Below are 14,582 nucleotides of genomic sequence, written 5' to 3' on the forward strand. Positions count from 1 at the left end.
CGTTTTGGTTGAACAATCAATGACGACCCAACATACGTTTGAGGGTCACATCGCGATCGATGAAGTGGTGTTTCAGTGCAGCCAAGCCATGGAGCCCCGCGAAAATAACGACGGTCCAGGCCAGATACAGGTGAATCCAGCCAGCGGTTTCTGCCTGTTCCGGGAGACCCGAAACCAGAGCAGGTATTTCGAACAGACCGAATACCGGAATCCCTACGCCATCAGCGGTCGAGATCAGGTAACCGGCGAACATCAGGGCAAACAGTGCGATATACAGAAACAGATGCCCGAACGTGGCACCGATGCGCGTCATGCGGCTGTAACTGGACAGCGGCGGAGGCGGCGGGCTGAGCAAACGCCAGACCACGCGAACCAGCATGACTGCAAACAGCGTGATGCCAATGCTCTTGTGCAGATCAGGCCCGGCCTTGCGCCACGTATCGTAGTAATCCAGCCCGACCATCCAGAGCCCCAACGCGAACAAACCAACCACTACAGCCGCTACACCCCAGTGCAGCGCCATGCTGACCAGACCGTAGCGAGAGGATGAGTTACGTAGCTGCATTGCCTATACCTTGTCAGAAGTGTTACCAGACTAGCTTTTTATCTATCGAATGAAAGCGCAAAATTTCGCTTTGATGCATCGAAGAATATGATCGATCGTTTGCAGAAGTTTTTCTGTCTTAAACCGCCCACAGCATCCCGATAATTTCAGCGCTGTAACACTTTGCAGGGACCGTCGGCCGTTCGATGCCGATGAACGGCATGATTGCCCACGCGAACCGGCCCCACCGTCTGCCCCGAAGATAAAACGAATTCGCCGGGCATAAAAAAAGGGGCTCGGTTTGCACCGCGCCCCTTCTGTTCAGCGATTGCCGTCAGTTCTTGACGTCGGCAGGCGCTGTATCGGTTGCTGCCTTGGCTGCAGGCTTCTTGGCGTCATCGGTCTTGGCCGGAGCCTTTTTCACCGGCTCTTTTTTCACGGGCTCTTTCTTGGCCGGTTCTTTTTTCGCAGGCTCCTTGTGCTGCGTCTTCTTCGCAGGCTCCGCCTTGGCAGCAGGCTTCTTGACCGGCTCAGTCTTGGCGGGCGGCGTCACGACAGGCGCAACAACCGGCGCGACAGGAACCGGCGCAGGTGCAGGCGCGGGCTCTGGCGCTTTCTCGACAGGCGCAGGCGCGGCTACCGGCGTGTCCGAACCACCGAACAGGCGCGAGAAGAAGCCAGGCTTTTCAGCCTGTGGCTTGGCAGGCTCGACCGGCTTATCGGAGGTGCAACCAAACAGGCTGGTGAAGAAATTACAGTCCGACTTCTGCGCAGCAGGTGCTGGCGCCTTCGGCGGAGCGACCTTGACCGGCTCGAACGACTTGCCTGCCGCCAGATCCTGAACCTGACTGGCCGCACGCTGACCGCTGCGCAGCGCGCCTTCCAGCGTGCCCGGATAAAGGGTATCGGTGTGCTCGCCAGCAAACGCTACACGCTGGATCGGGCGCTCCCACAGGCGCCAGTATTTGCTGATCTGGCCGGGGCCGAACGCCAGGTAAGAACCGCCCGTCGATGGGTCGACGCTGTAACGACGGATTTCGTAGCCGGTGTAAGCACCACGGGCCTCAGGGTAGAACGCGTGCAGGCGGATCAGCACCTGATCGACCAGCTGCTTATCGCCAAAGGCCTGCATGATGCGGGCGTTGTCGCCGGACAGGTTGATCACCACGTTGGCGCCGCCCTTGAGCGCAGGCTCGATCCACAGCATGCCAAGGCCAGTGTTACTGAACACTTCACCCGACATGCGCGCCTTGCTGTCCCAGACCGGGGTCTTGAACTTGAGCATGATCTGGTCGCGCCAGCCGTAGTTGGTGCTCTTGATCGCGCCCATGTGCTGAGCATCCAGCGACGGCGTCATCTGGATCTTGCCCAGCGAACGCAATGGCACGGCCATCACGAGGTAGTCGGCGGTGTAGCTTGTCGCACCGGCCTTGACGGTGACGTGGTCCTTGTCCTGAACAACGGACGAGACAGGCGAGTTGGTCTTGATGGTTTTCAGTTGTTTGACGAACGCCTGAGCCAGCACTGTACTGCCACCCGGCAGGCGCGAGGCGCGCAGGTCGCGCTCATCCACCGAACGATAGACGCTGGACTGCTGAGCGAAATACAGCAACGACAGGCGCGAAGGCTCGTCATAACGGGTACGAATCTGCTGATTGATCAACTGACGCGCCGTCGCAGGCAGGCTCAGGCGATCCAGCCAGTTGGCGACGTTGATCTGGTCCAGCGCGAACAGGGTGCTGTTGGACGCCGGGTTTTCCGGATCAGTAATGGAGCGCGCCAGATTATCCAGCGTGTCGTTGTAGCGCTTGATGGCTTCAGCGGTAGCCGGCTGCTTGACCGCCAGATCCGCCTGGGTGAAGTACACGCCGTCGATCAGGTAGCTGGGCGTGCGCACGAACTCGGGAGCAGGCACGGTGGCCAGCTTGAAGGTGTCCAGATAGCGGTTCAGCACCGGCTGGGCCTTGGTGTTGCCGATCCACTCGCTGGTGGCCAGACCCGAACGTCCGCCCAGACTCGGCTTGGCTTCCAGCAGCGTGACCTGCCAGCCCTTGGCCTGCAGTTCGTACGCAGCCGTCAGGCCTGCCATGCCGCCGCCGACAACAATCGCGGTTCGTTGTTTGTCGTCGGCGAGCGTCGAAACGCTGACCAGCCCTGTCACTATCAGCGCACACGCGCGCAGCCACCCAGAAAGCATTCCGTGAACTCCGAAAAAACAAGGGAAGGTTGGGCAAGTCAGCCCGGAACATCGAATAGCGAGGCAGGATACGCGAGCCATCAGATAGCCGCCAGCAATGTCCGTCGCCCCTTAAAACTGCATCAAAGGTTGTGACACAGCCAGGCATTGCATAGGCTTGCGCGATTGTTCGTCCTCGCCTCGGGCGAGTCGCTACCCGGAGATTGCAAATGGGCCTGAATGACCAGTGGATGCAGCGTGACCTCAAGGTCCTGTGGCACCCCTGCACCCAGATGAAAGACCACGAGAACCTGCCGTTGATCCCCATCAAGCGGGGCGAAGGCGTGTGGCTTGAAGACTTCGAAGGCAAGCGTTACCTGGACGCCGTCAGCTCTTGGTGGGTCAACGTGTTCGGGCACGCCAACCCGCGCATCAATCAACGCATCAAGGATCAGGTCGATCAGTTGGAGCATGTAATCCTCGCGGGTTTCAGCCACCAGCCAGTGATCGAGCTGTCTGAGCGCCTGGTCAAGATGACGCCCGAGGGCCTCACACGCTGTTTCTACGCCGATAACGGTTCGTCCTGCATCGAAGTCGCGCTGAAAATGAGCTTTCACTATTGGCTCAATCGCGGTCAGCCCGATAAAAAGCGCTTCGTGACCCTGACCAACAGCTACCACGGCGAAACCATGGCCGCGATGTCGGTCGGCGACGTGCCGCTGTTCACCGAAACCTACAAGGCGTTGCTGCTGGACACCATCAAGGTGCCGAGCCCCGACTGCTACCACCGCCCCGAAGGCATGAGCTGGGAAGAGCACTCGCGCAACATGTTCGCGGCCATGGAACAGACCCTGGCGCAAAACCATGCCAGCGTCGCTGCTGTGATCGTCGAGCCGCTGATTCAGGGCGCGGGCGGCATGCGCATGTATCACCCGGTCTATCTGAAGCTGTTGCGCGAAGCCTGTGACCGCTACGGCGTGCACCTGATCCACGATGAAATCGCTGTCGGGTTCGGCCGCACCGGCACGATGTTCGCCTGTGAACAGGCGGGCATTCGCCCGGACTTCCTCTGTCTGTCCAAGGCGCTCACCGGAGGCTATCTGCCGCTGGCGGCCTGCCTGACGACCGATGATGTCTACGATGCGTTCTATGACGACTACCCGACCCTGCGCGCCTTCCTGCATTCACACAGTTACACCGGCAACCCGCTGGCCTGTGCTGCGGCGCTGGCGACGCTGGATATCTTCGAGCAGGACAACGTCATCGAGAACAACAAGGCCCTGGCGCAACGCATGGCGACCGCCACGGCGCATCTTGTGGATCATCCCCATGTGGCCGAAGTGCGCCAGACCGGCATGGCGATTGCCATTGAGATGGTTCAGGACAAGGCCACCAAGACTGCCTATCCATGGCAGGAACGCCGTGGCATGAAGGTGTTTCAGCATGCTTTGGAGCGCGGCGCGCTGTTGAGGCCGCTGGGCAGCGTGGTGTATTTCCTGCCGCCTTACGTGATCACCCCGGAGCAGATCGACTTTCTGGCCGAGGTTGCCAGCGAAGGCATCGACATCGCCACGCGCAGCAGCATCAACGTGGCTGTGCGCGAAAACTTCCACCCGGACTTCAGGGATCCGGGCTGATCCGGCCAGCGCCTTCGCGGAAAAGCGGAACGCCGCCCGGTCCGCTCCCACGTGTAACGCATATCTCCTTTTGGAATGCATACTTCGTAGGAGCGGACTTGTCCGCGAAAGCTTTTTCCCAAGACATACACATCAGTACGCCTACAGAGAAACACCATGAGACTGTCCCGTTTTTTCACCGACACGCCCCTGAGTCTTGGCGAACACGAATTGCCGGAAGCCCAGGCGCACTACATCAGTCGCGTGCTGCGCATGACCGAGGGCGATGCGCTGCAGTTGTTCGATGGCTCCGGCAGCGAGTTTCGCGGCACCTTGCTGGAAGTCGGCAAGAAGCGCGTGCGCGTGCAACTGGATGAATGCTTTGCCGGGCAGGTCGAATCCGGTCTGCGTATCCATCTGGGTCAGGGTCTGTCGCGTGGCGAGCGAATGGACTGGGCGATTCAGAAGGCGACCGAGCTGGGCGTCAGCGAAATCACTCCGATCGTCAGTGAGCGCTGCGAAGTACGCTTAAAGGACGAGCGCGCTGAAAAGCGCCAGATGCATTGGCAACAGATTGCGGTCAGCGCCTGCGAACAATGCGGCCGCTCGGTGGTGCCTGTGATTCATCCACCGATGCCGCTGGCCGAGTGGCTGAAACAGACCGAAGCAGACCTGAAACTGGTCCTGCACCCGGTTGCCGAGCCACTGACCAGCCATGAAAAACCGGCCAGCCTGGCCTTCCTGATCGGCCCGGAAGGCGGATTGAACGACGCCGAAGTCGATCAGGCCCAGACCGCCGGCTTCCACGCCGCCCGCCTCGGCCCACGCGTGCTGCGCACCGAAACCGCCCCCGTCGTCGCGCTCAGCGTGGCGCAGCAGCTGTGGGGTGATTTTTAGGTATTACATCCAGCCCACTGATCGTCCCGATGCGCTCGACTTACTGAGTCCGCAATCTGTGCCATTTGTGACGCGGAGCGTCACGGGAGGCATGCCCACGCAGAGCGTGGGCACGATCAGATGCTCCGCGTGGGAACGCCTCTCAGGACGCTCCGCGTCCGCTCTGGGGTCACGATGCAGGACCCTCAAAGCACATAAAAACAGATCGCCACAAAGTGCATCAGGCTGCCGCCGATCACGAACAGGTGCCAGATGCCGTGCCAGTGGCGGATGTGGTCGTAGGCGAAGAACAGGATGCCGACGGTGTACAGCACGCCGCCGCCCGCCAGCCAGATGAACCCGGCCACGCCGAGCGAGGCCAGCAGGGGTTTGATGGCGACCAGTACGATCCAGCCCATCACGGCATAGATGACGATGGAAAGGATGCGCGCTTCCGAGCGCGGTTTGATTTCCTGCAGGATGCCGATCAGCGCCAGCCCCCAGACAATCCCGAACAGGGTCCAGCCCCACGCGCCACGCAGGGTCACGAGGCAGAACGGCGTGTAGCTGCCCGCGATCATCAGGTAGATCGAAAAGTGATCGACCTTCTGCATGATGGACTTCGAGCGCCCTTTCACACTGTGGTAAACGGTCGAAACGCTGTACAGCGTGACCAGGCACACGCCATAGATCGCCACGCTGACCACTCTCCAGACATCGCCATGCAGACTGGCCATCACCAGCAGCCAGATGGCTCCGACGGCTGCCAGCACTGCGCCGACGAGATGAGACCAGGCGTTGAATTTTTCTCCGTAATACATCCGCGTAATACCCTGTTTTACCGAAGACACTGATTGCAGAGGCTCCCGTTTATTGAAACAAAGTGCAACATGCCTGTCTGCCGCACAGATTTCAGGCAGCGAACCTTGAGTGAGTTGTGCACAATCCACCCACCCCAACACTAAGCGCCCCGCCATGCAGATTGATGACGAACTCACCCTGAAGAAGCTGGAGATTTTCCTGGCTTTCATGCGCACCGGAAACCTGGCCCGCGCGGCGGCGGAATTGCAGACCAGCAACGTCAGCGTGCATCGCGCCATTCACTCGCTGGAAAGCGCTCTGCGCTGCCCGCTGTTCAAGCACGAGGGCCGCAACCTGACGCCGCTGGAAAGTGCCTATGTGCTGGAAGAACGCGCGCAGAAACTGGTGCACGACGTCATCACTACGGTGGAAATGACTCGTCAGGCTGCAGGGTTCTCGGCGGCGCGCTTTCGGCTTGGGGCCTTGTATTCGCTGACGGTCAAGACCGTGCCGCAGCTGATCATGGGCCTGAAGATCCGTCGCAGCGAGCTGAATATCGACCTGATTCTGGGTTCCAACATCGACCTGCTCTACAAGCTCAAGAACATGGAAGTGGACGCAATGCTGGTGTCGCTGGATGAAAGCACCAACGACCCGGATTGCGAGCATCTGGCACTGTTCTCGGACGATATCTTTCTGGCGGTGCCGACCGACTCGCCGTTCGCCGAACACAGCGAAGTGGACCTGAGCGACCTGCGTGAAGCGACGTTCATCACCCTGACCCAGGGCTTCGCCACACACCGCGATGGCATCCGGGTATTCCAGCAGGCTGGCTTCGAGCCCAAGGTGGCGATGCAGGTCAACGACATCTTCACGCTGTTGAGCATGGTCAGTTCAGGCGTGGGTTATGCGCTGCTGCCTGGGCGAATTGCGGCGGTGTACGAGAACCGCGTGCGGCTGATCCCGCTGCAACAGCGCTATCGCATGCAGCAGCACATCGGCATGGTCTTTCTCAAATCCAAGGAGCGTGATCCCAACCTGCTCGCATTGGTGGCGGAGTGCAGGATGTATGCGAACCGGCTGCTGGAACCGCATTCGACCTGAACGCAACGCACCTCAAGCGCACAGCGGCGCCTGAGGTGTGCCCCGACTATCCCAACAGCCCGCGCATGATCACGAACAGCAGCGACGGCCCCAGCAGGCAACCCAGCGCGGTGTAGAACGCCGCAGTCAGACAGCCATAAGGCACCAGCTTCGGATCGGTGGCCGCAAGCCCGCCCGCCACACCGCTCGACGTGCCCATCAACCCGCCGAAGATGACTGCGCTGCGCGGGTTGTTCAAGCCAATGAACGGTGCCACGAAGGGCGTCGCGATCATCACCAGAATCGCCTTGATCAATCCCGCTGCAATGGACAGCGCCATGACTTCGGAGCTGGCTCCAATCGCCGCGCCGGTAACAGGACCGACGATATAGGTCACGGCCCCTGCGCCAATGGTCGTCAGGCTGACCGCATCGGTGTAACCGAACGCAGTGGCAACCGCGACACCGGCGATGAACGACGTGCCGATGCCGACAAACAGCGAAAGCACGCCCACGTACCCCGCACGCTTGAGCTCATTGACGTTGACGCCGAATGCCGTGGCGACAATCGCAAAATCCCGCAGCATCGCGCCGCCCAGCAAACCGATGCCAGAGAGCAGCGGTAGATCGACGACGCCCTTCTGCCCGCCGGTCATTGCGCCGCCGATGTACGACAGCACCAGCCCCAGCAGGATGGCGATGGCCGAACCGTGCAGGCGACCTTTGGTGAAGGTGTCGGAAAGCCAATAGGAGAACCACATCGTGATGCCGATCACCGCAAAGCCGCTGATCAGCCCGTAACTGGTGATGACTTTAATCATGGACTCGTACATGGCCCTTACCCCGCCGTCTTGGTGGGAGCGGCAGGCACTTCAGTCTGGCCTTTGCCCATGCGTGTCAGCACCGGAACCATCGCGAAGGCCACCACCACGGCCAGCGTACCCGCGAGGATCGCCATTGGGCCGCCCTTGAGCGCGCCATAGACATTCTGCTGCGCAGCCATTGCGACCACGATCGGGATGTAGATCGCGCTCCAGAACTCGACGCCCTGTTCGGTCTTGCCCTTGAACAGGCCGCGTTTGCTCAGATAACTGCCGAGCCCGATCAGCAGCAACATGGCGATACCGACACCGCCGACATTGGCAGGCACGCCGATCAATTTGCCGAGCACTTCACCGATAAAAATACCCACCAAGGTACAAAACGCCAAAAACGCCACACCGTAGATAATCATTGTTGTTATTCCTCTGTTTGCATTGCTGAAGTTGTTGTTTTTGTCCTTCGTAGCAGCTGCACGGCGTCTCTATCAGGTGCGGGCACCCTCCTCTCGCGATAGCGCGATCAGGCTGTCCAGACGTGCGGCCTGAAAGGCCACCGCCGTCCCCTGGTCGAACACCCGGCGCGCCAGTCCGGTCAGCACGGCACCGGGCGGCAATTCGATCTGCAGGCGCACGCCCCGCTCGTAGGCGGTTTCCACGGTGCTGCGCCAATCCACAACCCGGCACATGTTGAAGGCCAGATCATCACGCAGCCTTTCAACGTCCATCACGGGGCGCGCGGTGCTGCCGCTGAGGTAGCGCACGCTCGGTTTGCTGATTTCAACCCTGGCGAACGCATCGGCCAGCGTCTGCGCAGGCTTCTCAAGCAGCGAGCAATGCGACGGCACGCTGACCGCCAGACGCTTGATGGCGGCCGCACCTGCAGCCTTGGCGAGTTGGCCAACCTGACGCATCGCTTCGGCGCTGCCAGCGATGACGAGCTGATTGTCAGCATTGATATTGGCGAGAAACACCGGCGTCCCGGCCTGATGAACCTGGGCGATCATCGCCTCGACCTGCGCCTGATCCAGGCCGAGAACCGCTGTCATGCCGTAGCCTTCGGGATAGGCGCTTTGCATCAGTTCGCCGCGCAGCGCCACCAGACGCACGGCATCGTCGAACGCCAGCGCACCGGCAATCACGGCGGCCGGATAGGCCCCGATGGACAATCCGGCCACGTAATCAGGTGTGCATTCCCGGGCCTGTAACAGCCGGGCACAGGCCACGCCCGCGATCAGCAGACATAACTGAACGGCCCGGGTCGATTGCAGCGCCTGAGAGGTGTCCAGCGCCATGACGTCTTCACCCAGCGCGGTCGAAGCGCCCTGCAGACAGTCGCGAACCACGGGATCGTCCGGCAACTGATGCAGCATGTTCGCCTGCTGCGCACCCTGGCCTGGAAACACCCAAAAGCTGCTCATGCACACACCTCGGCCAGTTGCCATGGATCGGCAACCAGCCGGGCACCGCTGGCACTCTTGAGCAGCACTCGACCCGACGGCCGCGCCCACTCGCGCAGCGCCACGGCACCCTGTTCGAGTTGCAACTGGACGTCGATCCGGCAGACGGCCGTTTCCAGCGCCTCGACCAGTTCGGCCGCCCAGCAGCGCTCCACAGGCTGCGGCGTGCGCAGGATCAGATCCAGATCGCTGCCCTGATGCAGCGCCGAAAAACCGCTCGCCAGTTCGAACCCGGCACTGCCGCCGACACCCCAACTCAATTCCAGCGAATCCATGACCGGACGGATCAGACGCAAGGCGCGCAGCGCAGGCCAGTCGTGCAGGCAACCGTCGACCACATCCACCAGTTGCTCCGGGCTGACCCGACGGGAAATGTCCGCGCTCGCCATGATCGCCGCGTAACGCTGCTCACGAGCATGACCACGCAGCCCCACCGCAACCTGCCCCGCCGCCACGACCTGACGGCGCACCACCACCGGCCGACCGGCCAGTACGGCTTCGACGGCCCACTCAGGCGCGTCTTCAGGCAAGGCGGAAAGCGGCATGCCCCACAACAAGTCGTGAGGCAGCACGGCCGATGACAAATGCCTCACCACTGCGCTCGCAGCAGTTGGCGCACATGAGCCGATGCCGCCCGGTTGCTCGCGCCCAGGCGACTGCTCAGATCAGTGCCACTGGCTTTCACGTCCTTGATTGCACTGCCAAGCACGTTACGCACCTGGGCAAGATCCTCCGCGCCCGGCTGTTCGATCTGGCTGACCGACAGGGTTTCCCACAGCAGACCCAGGCTGGCGTAGTTGTCGATGTCGTACGCCATCGGTGGAATGGTCGAGGCGAGTTTTTCCAGCTCTTCGACGCTGCGCAGGGTGACGCGAGCCGCCGACGCCTTGCCCATCGCATGCACCATGACGCCCGGATCACGCAGGGCGATCAGTCGATTGGCCTGATAACCGTGAGCCAGAAACGCACCCGACATCGCCTTGCCGACCAGCAGCCCGATCACCGGATGCCCGGCCAGCCGGGCCCGTGCATAGCTGTCCACAGCACCCGCCAGCGCCTGATGAATGCCCAGCGCTTCTTCGCGCCGGCCATAGGCCTGACTTGGCACATCGACGATGGCGATCAACGCACGCTTGTCAGGCCGCTCACGATCCAGCTCGATTGCCTCGTCCACCGCCTTGGCCAGGCCCCAGCCTTCCAGCAGACCGACCTCGCCCTGACGCGCCCGAGGAAAGCGGTTATCCGGATCGGCTACTACTGCCAGAAAACGCACCGGCTGATCGCCCAGTGTGCCGTCGGCCACCTTGAGCGACGCAGGCAAATCGCTGACCGGCGTTGCGCCTGCGCTCAATGCGTTGAACCAGTTCAAACCCCGCTGTTGAGTACTCATGATCGGGCTCCTTGAAAGAGAGTGCGGACGGTCTGCGGGTCGATCTGCGACGCAGCGTCCAGATTCGCCAGACGCTCCAGAAACACTGCGTGCTGACCACTGCGGTGCTGCCCAGGCACGCCCTGCCTGAGCCAGTCGCCGACCTGTTGTTTGATCGCTGCCACGTCATCGGCGGCAAAACCGTCCACCAGGTCGCTGGCAAAGCGCTGCTCGCCACCGGTCAGGCTCCAGATGAAGGGCCGGTCTCGGGAGTCATACTCTTCGATGCCCGCTTCCTGTTCGATCACCTGCGGACCGTTCAGGCCGAGACGGGCTTCCTGAGTCACCAGCAGATAGCTGCACAGCCCGGCCGCAATGGACATGCCGCCAAAACAGCCGACGCTGCCTGCCACCACACCGATCACCGGCTGGTACTGACGCAGATCGACCATCGCGGCATGGATCTCGGCAATCGCGGCCAGGCCCAGATTGGCTTCCTGCAAGCGCACGCCGCCGGTTTCCAGCAGCACAATGGCGGCGGTCGGGATGCCGTTGCGGTTGTCCTCGGCAGCGAGCTCAAGCGCGCCGGCCATTTTCGCGCCGCCCACTTCGCCCATGCTGCCGCCCTGAAACGAGCCTTCGATGGCAGCAATCACCACCGGCAGACCGTCGACCGTCCCTTTGGCGACCACCACACCGTCGTCGGCCTGGGGCACCACACCCTGGCGCGCCAGCCACGGCGACATGACCCGGTCGAACGGGTCGATCAATTCGCGGAAACTGCCCGCATCCAGCAAGGCGCGGGCGCGCTGGCGGGCGCCGAGTTCGATGAAGCTGTGCTGGTTGAGCAAGCGTGCGGTATCAGTCATGGCCGACCTCCTCGAAACCTTGTTCCATGCGCAGTCGCACCACGCCCGGCGTCGCGCCGAAGTCATGAATATCGATGCTCAGCGCAGGCGGCATCTGGCCGTCGAACATGCGTTCGAACAGATGTTTCCAGCGCAACGAGGCGCCGTTGACCGAGGTCACCACTTCAATCGTCAGCTTGCCCGGCTGTCCGGGTTCCAGCAGCACTTCCAGATCGCCCGAACCGACGCAACCCACCAGCGCACGGCCCTTGGGCGGCTGTCCGGCGGGGAATTCAAAAGACAGGGTTTCCATATCAGGCATTCCTCGGTGCAGGGCTCGATGCAGGGCGCGATGCATAGCCGAGCGCAGGCTCAAGACCATCAATAAACAGGCAGGCCGCCAGCAGGTCGGCTGCGCCACCGGGCGAGGCGTTGAGGGCCAGCAATTGCTTGTCCAGCTCGTGCAGTTCACGACGCCCGGCCAGACTGGCGCTGCCGCCCGCGTCCAGCACGCGTTGCGCGCCCAGTTGCATGGCCTGCAGACCTTCAGGTCCGGCGCGGTACAGCACGCAGGTGTCGGCCAACGTGGTCATGATTGCCAGCAACGCATCCAGACGCGCGTTCTGCTCACCACTGCCCGCCGCACGGCTGCGCTGTAATTGCGGCAGCGCGACATTCGTCACGGCGGGAAAACCCTGTTGCGCCTGTTCGCGAGCGCCCATTGCGCCATAGCGTTGCGCGACGATGCTGCCGTGGCTGTTGCTGGCGACCACCTGGCGATCCTTGATCAGCGCCAGACGCGCAGCGCGCTGGCAAATCGCGGCAGATGTGCAATCGTCGACGTCCAGCGCTGCGGCGGTCACGAGAAGACCCAACGCCCAGATCGCGCCGCGATGGGTGTTCACGCCGCCCGTGGTGTGCAGCATCGCGGCTTCACCTTCGCGCCCCAGTCGACCCAGCTCTTCACGCAACGGCTGCCCGACGGTCCTGAACTGCGCAGCGGCCTCGGCCATCAGCTTGAAGGTCGGCCAGAGCGACAGGGCCGACGCGTGCATCAATCCCAGATGCAGATCGGTGTGTGCGCCGTTGCCACGACGGTCCACCAAGGCAGGTTTGGGCGACAGGTTGGCTTCATCCATCAGCGCATCGACCGCCAGATCAGCCAGATGCTCAGACAGTGATACGGGTTGCGGTGTCTGTTTGAGTGCACTCATCACCAGCTCCTGAATTTGGCAGGCGGGTTATAGAGGCCACCGGACCACTCGACCAGATCGGCGATGCTTTTCGCGGCCAGCAGTTCGCGACTGGCGTCGGTGCGGCGGATGCCGAGGTCTTCGGGCAGGGCGATCAGCCCTTCCCGGCGCATGCGGGCGGTGTCTTTCGGGTTGTGGCGCAGACCAATGGCCGTCACGCCTGCCACAGCGGCAATCATCGCCTGACGCTCTTCCAGACTGCGCGCCTTGTAGAGATAGGCGATGCCCTCTTCAGTCAGCAGGTGGGTCACGTCATCGCCGTAAATCATGATCGGTGCCAGCGGCATGCCGCTCTTGCGGGCCACTTCGACGGCGTCGAGGGTTTCGACGAAAGTCGGTTTGCCGCCTTCCTGAAAGGTTTCGACCATCTGCACCACCAGCTTCTTGCCGCGTTCCAGATAGGCGGCCGGGCCGTCATCGGTCTGCTGGCGCATGTCCAGCCAGGCCGGAGTGGCGTGGCGACGGCCGCGCGGGTCGTGGCCCATGTTCGGCGCACCGCCGAAACCTGCCAGACGGCCTCGGGTCACGGTCGAGGAGTGCCCGTCGCCATCGACCTGCAGGGTCGCGCCGATGAACAGGTCCACCGCGTACTGGCCTGCCAGCTGACACAGCTGCCGATTGGAACGCAGCGAACCGTCGCGCCCGGTAAAAAACACGTCAGGGCGCGCAGCGATGTAGTTTTCCATGCCCAGCTCGGTGCCGAAGCAGTGCACGCTCTCGACCCAGCCGCTTTCAATGGCAGGGATCAGGGTCGGGTGCGGGTTGAGCGTCCAGTTGCGGCAGATCTTGCCTTTCAGCCCCAGCGATTCGCCGTAGGTCGGCAGGATCAGCTCGATGGCCGCAGTATTGAAACCAATGCCATGGTTCAGCGACTGGACGTTGTGCTTCTCGTAGATGCCACGGATGGCCATCATCGCCATCAGCACATGCACCGGCTTGATGTGGCGTGGGTCACGGGTGAACAGCGGTTCGATGTAGAAAGGCTTGTCGGCCACAACCACGAAGTCGACCCAGGAAGCGGGAATGTCCACCCGCGGCAGGTCAGTCACATCATCGACCAGTTGATTGACCTGCACGATGACAATGCCGTCGCTGAAGGCGGCCGGTTCAATAAGCGCGGGGGTGTCTTCGGTACTCGGTCCGGTGTAAATGTTGCCCGCCTTGTCGGCCATGAAGCCTGCGGCCAGCACCACGTTGGGGATCAGGTCGACCACCAGCCGCGAATACAGCTCGATATACGTGTGAATCGCGCCGATTTCCAGCAGGCCGTCTTCAAGCAACTGGCTGATGCGCAGGCTTTGCGTACCGGCGAAGGAGAAATCCAGCTTGCGGGCAATGCCCTGTTCGAACAGGTCCAGATGCTCGGACCGCCCGACGCTCGGCATGATCATGTGCAGGTCGTGCACCTTGGCAGAATCGACCTTTGCGAGTGCGCGGGACAGAAAGTCGGCCTGTTTCTGGTTATTGCCCTCGAGCACCACGCGATCACCGGACACCAGCAGGGCCTCCAGCGCCGCGACGATCTTGTCGGTCGGCAGCACCACGCCATCGGCCAGGGCCCGCACCTGTTCGAGCCGCCGCTGCTTCTCGGTGCGGCGGCGCGTCCAACGCGCGTCGGGGGAAGTTGTTGTTGTCATGATCGCTCCACGATTTCGCTGTCGTGGTTCACCTTAGGAGCGGGAAGGTCCAGGCATCAATCAAGCAGACCACACAATCATTACGCCTGGAGTAACGATTGC

15 protein-coding genes are annotated in these 14,582 nt (G+C 62.0%); 3 read left to right on the top strand and 12 right to left on the bottom strand.

Translation table 11 applies throughout. The annotated features are described in order from the left end of the window. Nucleotides 1–16 precede the first annotated feature (16 nt). Both QRN20_RS11935 and QRN20_RS11940 read right to left on the bottom strand, forming a co-directional pair. Nucleotides 17–565, bottom strand: a complete 549-nt coding sequence (locus tag QRN20_RS11935; RefSeq protein WP_285360415.1) for a cytochrome b — start codon at nucleotides 563–565, stop codon at nucleotides 17–19. Between the two features lie 313 nt (nucleotides 566–878). After that, a complete protein-coding gene (locus tag QRN20_RS11940; protein ID WP_285360416.1) occupies nucleotides 879–2,741 on the bottom strand; it encodes an FAD-dependent oxidoreductase in 1,863 nt (620 codons plus the stop codon). Nucleotides 2,742–2,950: 209 nt separating this feature from the next. On the opposite strand from QRN20_RS11940, the gene QRN20_RS11945 reads away from it, so the two are divergent. Both QRN20_RS11945 and QRN20_RS11950 read left to right on the top strand, forming a co-directional pair. Next, nucleotides 2,951–4,357 carry an adenosylmethionine--8-amino-7-oxononanoate transaminase gene (locus QRN20_RS11945; protein ID WP_043305568.1) on the top strand — a complete coding sequence of 469 codons (1,407 nt, stop codon included), beginning with the start codon at nucleotides 2,951–2,953 and terminating at the stop codon, nucleotides 4,355–4,357. 156 nt (nucleotides 4,358–4,513) lie between these two features. Then, nucleotides 4,514–5,233: a 16S rRNA (uracil(1498)-N(3))-methyltransferase gene (locus QRN20_RS11950; RefSeq protein ID WP_004880315.1), complete on the top strand. Its 720-nt coding sequence runs from the start codon at nucleotides 4,514–4,516 to the stop codon at nucleotides 5,231–5,233. Between the two features lie 185 nt (nucleotides 5,234–5,418). Here the strand turns inward: QRN20_RS11950 and trhA are convergent, their stop codons facing one another. Then, nucleotides 5,419–6,033 carry a PAQR family membrane homeostasis protein TrhA gene (gene trhA, locus QRN20_RS11955; protein ID WP_004880322.1) on the bottom strand — a complete coding sequence of 205 codons (615 nt, stop codon included), beginning with the start codon at nucleotides 6,031–6,033 and terminating at the stop codon, nucleotides 5,419–5,421. Nucleotides 6,034–6,187: 154 nt separating this feature from the next. Here trhA and QRN20_RS11960 point away from each other — a divergent pair, with 154 nt between their 5' ends. Beyond that, entirely contained in the window at nucleotides 6,188–7,117 is a 930-nt protein-coding gene (locus QRN20_RS11960) for a LysR family transcriptional regulator (RefSeq protein ID WP_025995321.1), read from the top strand. 46 nt (nucleotides 7,118–7,163) lie between these two features. Here the strand turns inward: QRN20_RS11960 and madM are convergent, their stop codons facing one another. The 9 genes from madM to mdcA form a co-directional block, all read right to left on the bottom strand. Next, a complete protein-coding gene (gene madM / locus QRN20_RS11965) occupies nucleotides 7,164–7,928 on the bottom strand; it encodes a malonate transporter subunit MadM (RefSeq protein WP_004880326.1) in 765 nt (254 codons plus the stop codon). A gap of 5 nt (nucleotides 7,929–7,933) precedes the next feature. After that, entirely contained in the window at nucleotides 7,934–8,329 is a 396-nt protein-coding gene (madL, locus tag QRN20_RS11970) for a malonate transporter subunit MadL (protein ID WP_004880328.1), read from the bottom strand. Nucleotides 8,330–8,401: 72 nt separating this feature from the next. Further along, on the bottom strand, nucleotides 8,402–9,334 hold the full coding sequence (gene mdcH / locus QRN20_RS11975; RefSeq protein ID WP_025995322.1) for a malonate decarboxylase subunit epsilon: 933 nt from the start codon (nucleotides 9,332–9,334) through the stop codon (nucleotides 8,402–8,404). Next, nucleotides 9,331–9,957 (bottom strand): malonate decarboxylase holo-ACP synthase, encoded by a 627-nt coding sequence (locus QRN20_RS11980; protein WP_122433336.1) that lies wholly within the window; start codon nucleotides 9,955–9,957, stop codon nucleotides 9,331–9,333. Before QRN20_RS11980 ends, mdcH begins: the two co-directional genes overlap by 4 nt. 5 nt (nucleotides 9,958–9,962) lie before the next feature. Next, nucleotides 9,963–10,763 (bottom strand): biotin-independent malonate decarboxylase subunit gamma, encoded by an 801-nt coding sequence (gene mdcE / locus QRN20_RS11985; RefSeq protein ID WP_025995324.1) that lies wholly within the window; start codon nucleotides 10,761–10,763, stop codon nucleotides 9,963–9,965. Beyond that, a complete protein-coding gene (locus QRN20_RS11990; protein ID WP_285360420.1) occupies nucleotides 10,760–11,611 on the bottom strand; it encodes a biotin-independent malonate decarboxylase subunit beta in 852 nt (283 codons plus the stop codon). Before QRN20_RS11990 ends, mdcE begins: the two co-directional genes overlap by 4 nt. Beyond that, complete coding sequence (locus QRN20_RS11995; RefSeq protein WP_004880339.1) at nucleotides 11,604–11,903, bottom strand: malonate decarboxylase subunit delta; 300 nt, start codon at nucleotides 11,901–11,903, stop codon at nucleotides 11,604–11,606. Before QRN20_RS11995 ends, QRN20_RS11990 begins: the two co-directional genes overlap by 8 nt. A 1-nt stretch (nucleotide 11,904) precedes the next feature. After that, a complete protein-coding gene (locus tag QRN20_RS12000; protein WP_122510456.1) occupies nucleotides 11,905–12,804 on the bottom strand; it encodes a triphosphoribosyl-dephospho-CoA synthase in 900 nt (299 codons plus the stop codon). After that, on the bottom strand, nucleotides 12,804–14,480 hold the full coding sequence (mdcA, locus tag QRN20_RS12005) for a malonate decarboxylase subunit alpha (RefSeq protein ID WP_096766794.1): 1,677 nt from the start codon (nucleotides 14,478–14,480) through the stop codon (nucleotides 12,804–12,806). Before mdcA ends, QRN20_RS12000 begins: the two co-directional genes overlap by 1 nt. Between the last annotated feature and the right edge of the window lie 102 nt (nucleotides 14,481–14,582).

This window comes from Pseudomonas sp. fls2-241-TYG-175, from assembly GCF_030209155.1.
Lineage (GTDB): Bacteria > Pseudomonadota > Gammaproteobacteria > Pseudomonadales > Pseudomonadaceae > Aquipseudomonas > Aquipseudomonas viridiflava.

What these genes read in the sequence shown, in the direction of transcription:
- mdcE (WP_025995324.1), bottom strand. Translation starts at nt 10,763, where the DNA reads ATGAGTACTCAACAGCGGGGTTTGAACTGGTTCAACGCATTGAGCGCA.
- trhA (WP_004880322.1), bottom strand. Translation starts at nt 6,033, where the DNA reads ATGTATTACGGAGAAAAATTCAACGCCTGGTCTCATCTCGTCGGCGCA.
- QRN20_RS11935 (WP_285360415.1), bottom strand. Translation starts at nt 565, where the DNA reads ATGCAGCTACGTAACTCATCCTCTCGCTACGGTCTGGTCAGCATGGCG.
- QRN20_RS11990 (WP_285360420.1), bottom strand. Translation starts at nt 11,611, where the DNA reads ATGACTGATACCGCACGCTTGCTCAACCAGCACAGCTTCATCGAACTC.
- mdcH (WP_025995322.1), bottom strand. Translation starts at nt 9,334, where the DNA reads ATGAGCAGCTTTTGGGTGTTTCCAGGCCAGGGTGCGCAGCAGGCGAAC.
- QRN20_RS11960 (WP_025995321.1), top strand. Translation starts at nt 6,188, where the DNA reads ATGCAGATTGATGACGAACTCACCCTGAAGAAGCTGGAGATTTTCCTG.
- QRN20_RS11945 (WP_043305568.1), top strand. Translation starts at nt 2,951, where the DNA reads ATGGGCCTGAATGACCAGTGGATGCAGCGTGACCTCAAGGTCCTGTGG.
- QRN20_RS12000 (WP_122510456.1), bottom strand. Translation starts at nt 12,804, where the DNA reads ATGAGTGCACTCAAACAGACACCGCAACCCGTATCACTGTCTGAGCAT.
- QRN20_RS11995 (WP_004880339.1), bottom strand. Translation starts at nt 11,903, where the DNA reads ATGGAAACCCTGTCTTTTGAATTCCCCGCCGGACAGCCGCCCAAGGGC.
- madL (WP_004880328.1), bottom strand. Translation starts at nt 8,329, where the DNA reads ATGATTATCTACGGTGTGGCGTTTTTGGCGTTTTGTACCTTGGTGGGT.
- madM (WP_004880326.1), bottom strand. Translation starts at nt 7,928, where the DNA reads ATGTACGAGTCCATGATTAAAGTCATCACCAGTTACGGGCTGATCAGC.
- mdcA (WP_096766794.1), bottom strand. Translation starts at nt 14,480, where the DNA reads ATGACAACAACAACTTCCCCCGACGCGCGTTGGACGCGCCGCCGCACC.
- QRN20_RS11950 (WP_004880315.1), top strand. Translation starts at nt 4,514, where the DNA reads ATGAGACTGTCCCGTTTTTTCACCGACACGCCCCTGAGTCTTGGCGAA.
- QRN20_RS11940 (WP_285360416.1), bottom strand. Translation starts at nt 2,741, where the DNA reads ATGCTTTCTGGGTGGCTGCGCGCGTGTGCGCTGATAGTGACAGGGCTG.